Raw genomic sequence first — 12,308 nt, 5'->3', positions numbered from 1 at the left:
GAACTAAAACTAGTACTGCAAGGACTAGCACCGATATTTTTCTCAACAAATCCTCTCAACTACTATATAATGCCGCGCTATTTTTGACCAAATTAACGACAAATGCGGATTCTTCCGCTTTTTATTATTTTCAACCCAGAAGAACCAACGAGTAAATTCTCATGACTGAATTATCGAACTACAGAAATATCGGTATCTTTGCCCACGTTGACGCGGGAAAGACGACCTCAACTGAGCGCATCCTTAAACTCACCGGTAAAATCCATAAAACAGGTGAAGTGCATGATGGTGCAGCGACAACCGACTTTATGGAACAAGAGGCTGAGCGCGGTATTACTATTCAATCTGCAGCAACAACTTGTTTTTGGAAAGATCATCGCTTAAACATTATCGACACACCTGGACACGTTGACTTTACTGTTGAAGTTTACCGCTCATTAAAAGTACTCGACGGCGGCGTCGGTGTTTTCTGTGGTTCTGGCGGCGTTGAACCTCAATCTGAAACAAACTGGCGCTATGCTAACGAATCAGAAGTCGCTCGCATCATTTTTGTTAATAAGTTAGACCGCATGGGCGCTGACTTCTATCGTGTTGTCGAACAAACAAAGAAAGTCCTAGGTGCCAAACCTATGATCATGACTTTACCTATTGGTATTGAAGATGACTTTACTGGTGTAGTCGATGTACTCAGCCAAAAAGCATACATCTGGGATGACACTGGCTTACCAGAAAATTATGAAATCACAGATATTCCAGAAGACTTAGTCGAAAAAGCGGCTGAGTATCGTGAACAACTCATCGAGCTGGCTGTAGAGCAAGACGACGACTTAATGATGGCTTACATGGAAGGCGAAGAACCTTCTATAGAAGACATCAAGCGCTGCATTCGCAAAGGTACCATTGCACTAGATTTCTTCCCCACATACTGTGGTTCAGCATTTAAGAACAAGGGTATCCAACTCATACTTGATGCCGTTGTCGACTATCTTCCTAGCCCAACAGAAGTTGACCCACAACCACTCACAGACGAAGAAGGTAACGATACAGGGGAAGTCGCTACCGTTTCTGTGGATGAGCCGCTTCGCGCACTTGCCTTTAAAATTATGGATGACCGCTTTGGCGCATTGACCTTTATCCGCATTTACTCCGGTAAAATGGAAAAAGGCATGACTGTATTGAATTCGTACACTGGCAAAACCGAGCGCATTGGTCGCATGGTAGAAATGCACGCCGATGAGCGCAACGAGATTGACTCAGCGCAAGCGGGCGACATTATCGCTGTTGTCGGTATGAAAAACGTACAAACCGGTCACACACTATGTGATACAAAAAACCCTTGTACATTAGAACCTATGATTTTCCCTGAGCCAGTAATCTCTATTGCCGTTTCACCTAAAGATAAAGGCGGCGTTGAAAAAATGGGTATTGCCATTGGTAAGATGGTTGCTGAAGACCCTTCTTTCCGCGTTGAGACCGATGAAGACTCAGGTGAAACCATCCTTAAAGGCATGGGTGAATTACACCTAGATATTAAAGTCGACATTCTAAAACGTACTTACGGTGTAGAATTAGATGTAGGTAAACCTCAGGTAGCTTATCGCGAAACTATTACTCAAGAAATTGAAGATAGTTACACACACAAGAAGCAATCGGGTGGTTCTGGTCAGTTTGGTAAAATTGACTACCGCATCAAACCTGGCGAGCCTGGCACTGGCTTCGCATTCACCTCTACCGTTGTTGGTGGTAACGTACCTAAAGAATTCTTCCCAGCTATTGAGAAGGGCTTTAAGGGTATGATGAATGAAGGTGTACTTGCAGGCTTCCCGGTACTCGATGTAGAAGTAGAACTGTATGATGGTGGCTTTCACGCCGTCGATTCATCGGCCGTTGCGTTTGAAATCGCTGCTAAAGGTGCGTTCCGTCAATCAATTCCAAAAGCTGGCCCTCAGTTAATCGAACCTATCATGCACGTTGACGTATTTACGCCAGATGATCATGTAGGTGATGTTATTGGTGACCTTAACCGTCGCCGCGGCATGATTAAAGACCAAGAGCCAGGCACTACGGGTGTGCGCATTAAAGCAGATGTACCACTATCAGAAATGTTTGGTTACATTGGCCACCTGCGTACGATTACTTCTGGTCGCGGCCAGTTCTCTATGGAATTCTCACACTACCTACCTTGCCCGAACCAAGTGGCAGAGGAAGTGATCGCAGAAGTGAAGGCGCGTAAAGAAGAGAAATAATTTCACTTTTTTGTGACGATTGCTAAAAAAGCCTCTGATGAGTAAAGCTCGTCAGGGGCTTTTTACTATCAGCCATTCAAATGTAACGTATCATTGCACTCACATTAATTTAGGCTGATAAACAACCGGACTTGCCATAAACATTCCGCTTACTCTATAGTGAATAATACTTTTAAATCTACCAACCAAAAGACCATTCAAATGAAGTGGATGTTTGCTATCTGTTTAATCTCAATCTGCCTAAGTGTTGGATACTGGCTTGGCTCTAGCAACAAGTCACAACAAACACCACCAACACAGACTGCAGAAGAGAAATCCACAGAAACACAAATAACAAAAACATTAAGCCAAAAAATAGGAATTGCGACAGCCAAACAAAACCAGACGAAGCCATCAACCGCTGAACGCTCTAATCAAGAGTTTTCCTCCCAACCAAAAACAAACTTTTCGAAACTACTGAATGATGGCATGTACAAACAAGCCGTCAACATTCTCTATGAGACACCCATCGACTCAACCGAACACTCAAATTTTAAAGCATCTTACATTGATCACATTTTGACACTTCTCAGCACCCCTGAGCAAAACAAAGGAAGAACCAGCGACGCTTTAAACACTTACTTAGCAACATTTTATGACGACACAGAGGCTCTATTACTACAAAGCCAACAATACGTACTGTTAGAAAATTTTTACGAAGCACTTATCACACTCCAGCAAGCCAACAGCTACGCATACACCAACCAAAAAAAATCACTGATCACAGAAACATATAGAAAAATAATAAACTATATCGACACTCAACTCTCAAACCAAAAACGCAATCAAGAATTGGTAACGATTTACGAATATGCCGGAAGCCTAGAATTATTAGAGAACAAAGACATTGTTCGCTTAGCCGCCCTTTACTTACGAGCAGGCGACAAATACCTTGCAAAGGAACAACTATCAAAGCTACCAAATACTCCAGAATGGAGCGCTCAAGCAGCCGCTATTTTCCCAAAGGAAGAAAATGAAACATCAGTGCAAAATAATCGCGAAAACGAGGATTCGAAGCTGTCAATACCACTAAAAAGAGTCGCAAATCAATTTATCGTCTCAACAAAAATATCAAGTAGCTCGACACAGTTACTGATTGATACTGGCGCATCACTCACCACAATTAACAAAACACACTTCAACACTATTAAACGCACAAGTAACTTATCTTTTTTACGGCAACAAAATTTTTTAACGGCAAACGGGAAAACTTCCGGAGCAGTGTATACAGCAAAGGAGTTCTTTATTGGGGAGTATCTGTTAGAAAATATAGAAATAGCCGTTCTCGACTTCCCCACATCAAGCCATAGCAATGGGCTACTTGGCATGAACGTTTTACAGCAATTCACTTTTCAAATTGACCAAGAAAACGCAGCGCTAATATTAGAAAAAAATACTTCACGTTAACGTAAATTTCAATAGGCAAGACGAACAAAAAAGGCCGCCATTGGCCACTACTGTCCCACAGTTTGATCTAGATAAGAAAGCCTGAACCTCACTTGTTATAATGATTCTGCGAAGAAAACATTACTAACAAAGGGGTTCAGGCTTTGTCACATCATAACACCGCATTTCATCAGTTACTAAAACCATTATCTAGACATGAATTTGAAGGGCTTGCTAAAAAGCATCATGTAGGGCAAAAATTAAGGTCGGCCACTCGCTGGGATCAGTTTATTGGTATGGCGATGTCGCAGCTATCTGGCCGCCAAAGCCTACGAGATATTCAATCTAATTTAGAATCTCAACAGGATAAGCTGTATCACTTGGGTGCAAAACCCGTTTCAAAATCAACGCTATCTCGATTAAATGCCAATCAACCTGCAGAACTCTACGAAGCACTTTTTTATAAACTACTGAATCGCTGTAAAAACCAATCCGGCCAGCACAAATTCCGTTTCAAAAATCCATTGTATTCACTGGATGCAAGTGCGATTGATCTCTCACTAAAACTGTTTCCTTGGGCAGCTCATCGAGATGATACCGCTAATGTAAAACTCAGCGTGGGCTTGAACCATGGAACACTGATGCCTGAGTTTGTCGCACTGAGTGATGGCAACGAAAATGATATGGTTAAAGGTAGAGAATTCACCTTTCCAAAAGGAAGCATTGTTGCTTTTGATAAGGGGTATGTGGACTACCAATGGTTTGGAAGTCTTACACAGCAAGGTGTATCGTTCGTAACGCGCCTACGATCTAAAGCCGTTTACCGCGTGTTAGAGCGCAGAGAAGTCAACAAAAAGAAAGGCGTTTCAAGTGATCAAGTTATTCAGCTGAGCAGTGCTCACGCCATCAAACGCGGTGCGCCTACGCTACGACGGATAGGCTACCGAGACAAAAATAGCGGTAAGTTCTATACGTTTTTAACCAACAATTTAATACTGGCGGCGAGTACGATTGCTGCCATTTACAAAGACCGCTGGCAAGTCGAATTATTCTTCAAAGCGATTAAGCAAAACTTACAAATCAAAGCGTTTTTAGGCTTATCAAAAAACGCCATATTGACACAAATTTGGATAGCAATGATTACCTATTTACTACTCGCTTTTGCTCGGCATTCAGCAAAGAAAGGGTGGACAGTGCAGCGCATTCTTCGGGTGATCCAACTCAATTTATTTGAACGAAAAGCCTTGAGAGAGATACTTGATCCAAGTCCTCCTCCTAAACAAAAAGACCAACCTCAAATGAGGTTGGTCTTATGATTTCAAACTGTGGGACAGTAGTGGCCATTGGCGACCTTTTTTAAACACGTATTGCGAGCGACATTTACTCAATAATTTTTGCTACAACACCTGCACCAACCGTACGACCACCTTCACGAATCGCAAAACGCAAACCGTCTTCCATCGCAATTGGGTGAATCAAGGTCACAACCATCTGAATGTTATCACCTGGCATAACCATTTCTACGCCTTCTGGTAATTCACACGCTCCGGTCACATCAGTAGTACGGAAGTAGAACTGTGGACGGTAGCCTTTAAAGAATGGCGTATGACGACCACCTTCATCTTTTGACAACACATAAACTTCAGCTTCGAATGTCGTGTGCGGCTTCACTGAACCGGGAACACACAATACTTGACCGCGCTCAATCTCTTCACGTTTAGTACCACGCAATAGAACACCAACGTTCTCACCTGCACGACCTTCGTCAAGCAATTTACGGAACATCTCAACACCCGTACACGTGGTTTTCGTAGTTTCTTTGATACCAACGATTTCGATTTCTTCACCGACTTTAACGATACCACGCTCAACACGACCGGTAACTACAGTACCGCGGCCTGAAATTGAGAACACGTCTTCAATTGGCATCAAGAATGGCTGATCGATAGCACGCTCTGGCTCTGGAATGTATGAATCTAGGGCTTCAACCAGCGACTTAACTGCTGTTGTGCCTAATTCGTTATCATCTTCGCCGTTCAATGCCATTAATGCAGAACCTGCGATGATTGGCGTATCGTCGCCAGGAAATTCGTAAAGGTCTAATAGTTCACGCAATTCCATTTCAACGAGTTCTAGCATTTCTGTGTATTCTTCTGAACCCACGCCGCCGCAATCTTCTGCAAGCAAGTCGGCTTTGTTTAGGAATACAACGATAAATGGTACACCTACCTGACGTGACAACAAGATGTGCTCACGTGTTTGTGGCATAGGACCGTCGGTCGCACCACAAACAAGGATAGCGCCATCCATTTGTGCCGCACCGGTAATCATGTTCTTAACATAGTCGGCGTGACCCGGGCAGTCTACGTGTGCGTAGTGACGTGTAGGCGAATCATATTCAACGTGCGAAGTTGCAATCGTAATACCGCGCTCACGCTCTTCTGGTGCATTATCGATACCGTCGAATGCAACCGCGTCGCCGCCCCATACTTCCGCACAAACGCGCGTTAGTGCAGCCGTTAATGTTGTTTTACCATGGTCAACGTGACCAATTGTTCCCACGTTGACGTGAGGTTTATTACGTTCAAACTTTTCTTTTGCCACAGTGACAAACTCCTCTAATAATTTTGCATATTTGCAAATTTTTTAATAAAAATAATCGAAAAATATTGACGAACTAATCGCACCGGCAATAGGCGATACGCCGGCAGCTTTCGTGTGATCACCAAACATTAAATCATGCCATTTTTTGCCATAATTTCTTGAGCCACATTATTCGGCGCTTCGACATATTGATCAAACTCCATGGCAAACGTTGCACGCCCCTGAGTCGCCGATCGTAAATCTGTCGCATAGCCAAACATTTCAGATAGCGGCACTTGCGCATTCACCACTTTCCCCAAAATCGCTTCTTCCATACCTAAAATAATGCCGCGACGTCGATTCAAGTCACCGACAACATCGCCCATATTTTCTTCTGGGGTCACAACTTCCACTTTCATCATCGGCTCTAATAGTTTTGCGCCACCATTTTCTGCCAATTTTTTAGTCGCCATTGAGGCCGCTATTTTAAACGCCATTTCGTTTGAGTCAACATCATGAAAAGAACCATCGTATAGTGTTGCTTTTAAACCTAATAATGGATAGCCCGCTAGAACGCCGTTTTGCATTTGCTCGGTAATACCTTTCTCTACAGCTGGAATATATTCCTTAGGTACAGCACCGCCTACAATTTCGTTAACAAACTCTAAACCTTCAGCGTTGTTATCATCAGCGGGTTCAAATTTCACCCATACGTGTCCATACTGACCACGCCCACCCGACTGGCGAACAAACTTTCCTTCAATATCAGAAACACTAGTAATTCGCTCACGGTAAGCCACTTGTGGTTTACCGATATTTGCTTCCACACTAAATTCTCGACTCATACGGTCGACAAGAATATCGAGGTGTAACTCACCCATTCCAGAAATAATAGTCTGGCCGGTTTCTTCATCTGTTTTGACACGAAAAGAGGGGTCTTCTTGCGCAAGTTTACCCAAAGCAACCGCCATTTTATCTTGATCGGCTTTGGTTCTTGGCTCTACCGCAACAGAAATAACCGGCTCGGGAAACTCCATTCGCTCAAGCACGATTTTGCCGTTTTCAGAACAGAGGGTATCACCGGTAGTGACATCCTTAAGGCCAATGGCTGCAGCAATATCGCCGGCTCGCACCTCTTTTATTTCTTCGCGCGAATTAGCGTGCATTTGCACCATACGCCCAACACGTTCACGCTTACCTTTAACTGCGTTGTAAACTGAAGTGCCGCTTTCTAGCGTACCGGAATAAACTCGAAAGAAGGTTAGTGTCCCCACAAACGGGTCGGTAGCAATTTTAAACGCTAACGCGGAGAATGGTGCTTCGTCATCCGCTTCACGATGTGCAATCGTTTCCTCATCATCCAATGTACCCTCAATTGCCTTAACTTCTGTTGGCGAAGGTAGATAGTCAACCACAGCATCGAGCATGGCCTGAACACCTTTATTTTTAAAGGCAGAACCACCAATCACAGGGACAATTTCATTTGATAAGGTGCGCATACGAATACCCGCTTTAATCTCGTCTTCTGTCAGCTCTTCGCCCTCTAAGTACTTATCCATAAGTTCATCTGATGCTTCTGCAGCCGCCTCAATCATATACTCTCGCATATTCTCGCAAACTTCCTGCATATCAGTGGGAATATCACCGTACTCGAACGTCATTCCTTGATCCGTTTCATTCCACAATATCGTTTTCATTTTAACGAGATCAACGACACCCTTAAATTCATCCTCGGAGCCAATAGTCATTTGAAGAGGCACTGGATTTGCTTTCAAACGTGTACGCAATTGGTCGACAACCATCTCGAAATCCGCACCTGCGCGATCCATTTTATTGACAAATACCATACGCGGCACTTCGTACTTATTCGCTTGGCGCCACACAGTTTCTGTTTGCGGTTGAACACCTGACGAACCACATAGCACAACGACTGCACCATCAAGCACACGCAAAGACCGCTCAACTTCAATAGTAAAGTCAACGTGTCCCGGCGTATCAATAATATTAATACGATGCTGATCGTACTGCTGCTGCATACCCGCCCAAAAACAAGTGGTCGCCGCCGACGTAATAGTAATGCCGCGCTCCTGCTCCTGCTCCATCCAGTCCATGGTTGCCGCACCATCGTGCACTTCACCAATTTTATGAGAAAGGCCTGTATAAAAAAGTACGCGCTCAGTTGTCGTCGTTTTACCAGCGTCAACATGCGCACAAATACCAATATTACGATAACGGGATAGTGGAGTCTTACGTGCCACAGCTTATTCCTCTGTATGAAGTACTATTAAAAACAGCATTAAAAAAAAGGCAGCTGATAATAGCTGCCTTTTATTACACTCTTATTATTAAACCATTACTAACAAGCCATCGCTAAATGAAGGCTTGAAGCAAAAAATTTAGAAGCGGTAGTGTGAGAACGCTTTGTTCGCTTCCGCCATACGGTGAACATCTTCACGCTTTTTAACGGATCCGCCTTTACCTTGCGCTGCATCCATCAACTCACCCGCTAAGCGCGCAGCCATTGACTTCTCGCTACGGTTACGTGAGTACTCTACCAACCAACGCATAGCAAGCGCTTCACGGCGAGCTGGGCGAACTTCAACGGGCACTTGATAGGTTGCACCACCAACACGACGAGACTTAACTTCGACGAGTGGAGCAATTTTTTCTAGGGCTTCGTTAAATGTTTCTAACGCATCTTTATCTGATTTTTGAGCAACTAAATCTAACGCGCCGTAAACAATGCGTTCAGCAACGGCTTTTTTACCGCTGATCATTAGTATGTTCATAAATTTCGCTAGCGTGATATTACCGAATTTAGGATCAGGTAATATCTCGCGTTTCGCGACGACTCTTCTTCTTGGCATGTTGTTACGCCTCTGTTTGGCCTCGGCCTCTGTTTCAGGTTAATTCTAAGACGACACTAAAGCATTACTGCTCTCGACTGCGCTTAGCCTTACTCTTCGTTCAATCTTTTCTAAAAAACGTGTACTAATTAAAAGCCCATTACTTAGGACGTTTAGTACCGTACTTAGAACGACCTTGCTTACGGTCAGCAACACCTGAGGTGTCTAAGCTACCGCGAACGGTGTGATAACGAACACCTGGCAAATCTTTTACACGACCGCCACGAATCAATACCACACTATGCTCTTGAAGGTTATGCCCTTCACCACCAATGTACGAAGTTACCTCAAAGCCGTTAGTTAGGCGAACACGACATACTTTACGCAATGCCGAGTTTGGTTTTTTCGGTGTAGTGGTATAAACGCGCGTACATACGCCACGTTTCTGAGGGTTACCTTGTAAAGCAGGTACGTCACTCTTTTGTACTTTACGCTTTCTAGGCTTACGAACCAATTGGTTGATCGTTGCCATGAAATATAACTCCAACTATGTTGACGCCGCCTTCTCTTATTGCTCAAAGCACCTAAAATCAAAGATAACAAAGAGTGAGAAATTGGCTATTAATGTAAAAAACCCTGTATTTGTATGAAATAAGGATCATGCCCTCAAATAGGGGTTGCGCATTGTACGGATTAATAGAGGCTGGGTCAACAGAATGTATAATGTACGACATATTGAACATATAGGTATTTAGATGGTCTACAATCGCAACCACGCGTTGTTTATCCGGGGTACGCCGATGTAAACAGATGCCTAATTTATAACAACATAACAATAGAGAATAATCACTATGAAAAAGTATATTCCCCTAGCACTCTGTATCTTTATCGCTTTCGTCTTTCTTCAATCACTGCCTTTTAAATTCAGTAATTCATTAGAAACTCAGCATATATTTACTACCCTAGCAGAATGGTCGGGGCTAACGTGGTTCGGTGTATATGGTGGCTACATGATTGGTGCCGCCGAGCTTGTCACCGCTATTTTGCTATTTACCAAGTTCCGTTCACTCGCCGCTGTAATGGCTATGGGCATTATGACGGGTGCGATCTTCTTTCATCTATTCACACCGCTAGGTATTGTAATGCCACATTTTGACCCTGATACTGCGCTGCAAATTGGTGATGATTCCGGCATTCTTTTTGGCATGGCATGCCTTACCTGGCTATCAGCCGTCGCCCTAATATTCATTGAACTTAAAAACCCTGATAGCTGCATCAGCCGCTTACTCAACAAAAAAAGCGCTGAATAAACGCATAAAGAAGGGAATGCCCATTGGGCATTCCTCACACAAGGTCTATAATTGATTATGAAAAACACACCATAAAAATTATAGAGTCCTTATGTGTCCTTCCATAAAAAGGGTATTACTATCCCTTATTATTCTCAGTATTAATACGCAAGCCGCTTTCGCTGACGATAAAACAATTTTTCAACTCTGTGAAGACATAGGCAACAAGCTAGGTAGTGTAAACAGCAAGGACTGCATACAACAGCAACTTACCAGTGATGGCTCAAAATCCACTTTTGGCTACCCTTTAGCCTATAAAGAATACTTACCAGTAGAGGGTAAAAGACCGTTAGGAAAGGTATTACTGATGGGTGGCATTCATGGCGATGAATATTCGGCTATTTCGATTATGTTTCGTTGGATGGAAAAGCTCAACCAACACCATTCTGGCCTCTTTCATTGGTTGGTCATTCCTAATCTCAATCCCGATGGCTTACTGCAAAAAAAATCCCAACGGCAAAATGCCAACGGCGTCGATCTAAATCGTAACTTCCCTTCTAAAAACTGGGACGCCTTAGCGCTCAAATACTGGAAAGAAAGAACCTATAAAAACCCCCGTCGCTATCCAGGCCCCTATGCATTGAGCGAGCTAGAAACGCAATGGTTTAGCAATAAGATAGAAAGCTTTGCTCCCAGCGTTATTATCGCCGTACATGCACCCCATAGGCTGGTTGATTTTGATGGCGCTATAAACGCCCCAAAACGCCTAGGCAATTTACAGCTTAGACTATTGGGAACATACCCTGGATCATTAGGTAATTACGCAGGTGTGGACTTAAATATCCCAGTGGTAACCGTAGAGCTAGCGTCAGCAGGAATTATGCCGAGCGATCAAGAAATTACTCGGATGTGGGTTGATATTGTTCGCTGGCTAAAACGAGAAGTGCCAAAATTAAACTAAAGCGATGGATGACATTAACCACCCCCCTCGTAAGTAATACGCCAAACGTTATCAGCCTCTTTTTTCCATAACTGACGTTTCCATCCACGTGAACGATAATTACTACTGTTATAGGTTTGGTAATACTCAACCCACACCATATCGTCTTCACCGGGGTAACGGTAGATGCCGACATCCGAAATAGCTACATCGACAAATGACTTATTACCATTCACTCGTTTCTTATAAGCCTTCCATTCATCAATATTTTTTTCTAAATTTGTAAAATTTTTAGAATAAAAATCAAGGTAAGGCTCTGCATATAAAGACTCCCACGCTCGCTCCCATTGATCAAGGCGATCGTAAAGCTCTTTGCGCAATTCGGTAATTTCTTCAACCTTAACCATACGCACTTCCGGCGTCATGACAATATAGGTGTAACCCACATCAACATATTGGTTAATAATATCAATATCGTTATTTGAAAGAACAATACAACCATTGCTATCCAGCAAGGGGCGCGTTTTTTCTGTTAAGCCAATAGGTTCTGCATGCAACCAAATGCCGTAACCTGTACGTTCGTTAATTTTATCCCATGCATTCGGATAATTAACGGGATAAGCTGCATTGCCATAAAAGTCATCGAGCTGCGTCGGCGTGAGATGACTGGTAATACGATAAACCCCAATGGGTGTCTTATTGTCCCCTTCAATCTCCTTACCAAATCCCTTTTTGCCAATGGATGTATGCATCGTTTCTAGCAAACGAAAAGTACCATCAGATTGGCGTTTATAAACGTAAAGCTTACCTGTCGTTAACTCAGAGATAATAACGTGAGGGTAACTAGGTGCGACATCAATCAATGATTGAGGCTGCATGGTGTAATCAGGCTGCAAAGTGAAATCGGGCACCTGAGAGGAGGCGATAACACTATATGCTAGTAAGAAAACAAGTGAGGCTTTACAAATTATTTTCATTT

Annotated in this window: 10 protein-coding genes; 5 read left to right on the top strand and 5 right to left on the bottom strand. The window is 43.3% G+C overall.

What is annotated here, in order from left to right:
* Window positions 1–161: 161 nt before the first annotated feature.
* The 3 genes from fusA (ACZ5O6_RS02280) (at window position 162) to ACZ5O6_RS02270 (ending at window position 4,987) form a co-directional block, all read left to right on the top strand.
* A complete protein-coding gene (gene fusA / locus ACZ5O6_RS02280; RefSeq protein ID WP_447092164.1) occupies window positions 162–2,246 on the top strand; it encodes an elongation factor G in 2,085 nt (694 codons plus the stop codon).
* A gap of 201 nt (window positions 2,247–2,447) precedes the next feature.
* Window positions 2,448–3,692: a retropepsin-like aspartic protease family protein gene (locus tag ACZ5O6_RS02275; protein ID WP_447092165.1), complete on the top strand. Its 1,245-nt coding sequence runs from the start codon at window positions 2,448–2,450 to the stop codon at window positions 3,690–3,692.
* A gap of 143 nt (window positions 3,693–3,835) precedes the next feature.
* Window positions 3,836–4,987: an IS4 family transposase gene (locus ACZ5O6_RS02270; RefSeq protein WP_447093036.1), complete on the top strand. Its 1,152-nt coding sequence runs from the start codon at window positions 3,836–3,838 to the stop codon at window positions 4,985–4,987.
* 64 nt (window positions 4,988–5,051) lie between these two features.
* On the opposite strand, the gene tuf is transcribed toward ACZ5O6_RS02270, so the two are convergent.
* From tuf to rpsL, 4 genes are all read right to left on the bottom strand, one after another.
* A complete protein-coding gene (gene tuf / locus ACZ5O6_RS02265; protein WP_464283529.1) occupies window positions 5,052–6,275 on the bottom strand; it encodes an elongation factor Tu in 1,224 nt (407 codons plus the stop codon).
* A gap of 128 nt (window positions 6,276–6,403) precedes the next feature.
* Window positions 6,404–8,512, bottom strand: coding sequence for an elongation factor G (fusA, locus tag ACZ5O6_RS02260; RefSeq protein ID WP_447092996.1), 2,109 nt, complete (start codon window positions 8,510–8,512; stop codon window positions 6,404–6,406).
* A 138-nt stretch (window positions 8,513–8,650) separates the two neighbouring features.
* Window positions 8,651–9,121: a 30S ribosomal protein S7 gene (rpsG, locus tag ACZ5O6_RS02255; protein WP_447092995.1), complete on the bottom strand. Its 471-nt coding sequence runs from the start codon at window positions 9,119–9,121 to the stop codon at window positions 8,651–8,653.
* A 139-nt stretch (window positions 9,122–9,260) separates the two neighbouring features.
* Window positions 9,261–9,632 (bottom strand): 30S ribosomal protein S12, encoded by a 372-nt coding sequence (gene rpsL / locus ACZ5O6_RS02250; protein WP_009669144.1) that lies wholly within the window; start codon window positions 9,630–9,632, stop codon window positions 9,261–9,263.
* Window positions 9,633–9,951: 319 nt separating this feature from the next.
* Here rpsL and ACZ5O6_RS02245 point away from each other — a divergent pair, with 319 nt between their 5' ends.
* Both ACZ5O6_RS02245 and ACZ5O6_RS02240 read left to right on the top strand, forming a co-directional pair.
* Window positions 9,952–10,410: a hypothetical protein gene (locus ACZ5O6_RS02245; RefSeq protein WP_447092994.1), complete on the top strand. Its 459-nt coding sequence runs from the start codon at window positions 9,952–9,954 to the stop codon at window positions 10,408–10,410.
* Window positions 10,411–10,501: 91 nt separating this feature from the next.
* The gene (locus ACZ5O6_RS02240; protein WP_447092993.1) at window positions 10,502–11,350 is read left to right on the top strand and encodes a M14 family zinc carboxypeptidase; all 849 of its coding nucleotides are present in this window, start codon (window positions 10,502–10,504) and stop codon (window positions 11,348–11,350) included.
* Window positions 11,351–11,364: 14 nt separating this feature from the next.
* Here ACZ5O6_RS02240 and ACZ5O6_RS02235 read toward each other — a convergent pair whose 3' ends face one another.
* Window positions 11,365–12,306, bottom strand: a complete 942-nt coding sequence (locus ACZ5O6_RS02235; RefSeq protein ID WP_447092992.1) for a L,D-transpeptidase family protein — start codon at window positions 12,304–12,306, stop codon at window positions 11,365–11,367.
* Between the last annotated feature and the right edge of the window lie 2 nt (window positions 12,307–12,308).

Source organism: Eionea flava (assembly GCF_055393785.1).
This window is presented reverse-complemented; position numbering and strand designations above follow the sequence as displayed.

Coding starts and splice junctions, on each gene's coding strand:
- ACZ5O6_RS02245 (WP_447092994.1), top strand. CDS start 9,952: ATGAAAAAGTATATTCCCCTAGCACTCTGTATCTTTATCGCTTTCGTC.
- rpsG (WP_447092995.1), bottom strand. CDS start 9,121: ATGCCAAGAAGAAGAGTCGTCGCGAAACGCGAGATATTACCTGATCCT.
- fusA (WP_447092164.1), top strand. CDS start 162: ATGACTGAATTATCGAACTACAGAAATATCGGTATCTTTGCCCACGTT.
- rpsL (WP_009669144.1), bottom strand. CDS start 9,632: ATGGCAACGATCAACCAATTGGTTCGTAAGCCTAGAAAGCGTAAAGTA.
- ACZ5O6_RS02240 (WP_447092993.1), top strand. CDS start 10,502: ATGTGTCCTTCCATAAAAAGGGTATTACTATCCCTTATTATTCTCAGT.
- ACZ5O6_RS02275 (WP_447092165.1), top strand. CDS start 2,448: ATGAAGTGGATGTTTGCTATCTGTTTAATCTCAATCTGCCTAAGTGTT.
- ACZ5O6_RS02235 (WP_447092992.1), bottom strand. CDS start 12,306: ATGAAAATAATTTGTAAAGCCTCACTTGTTTTCTTACTAGCATATAGT.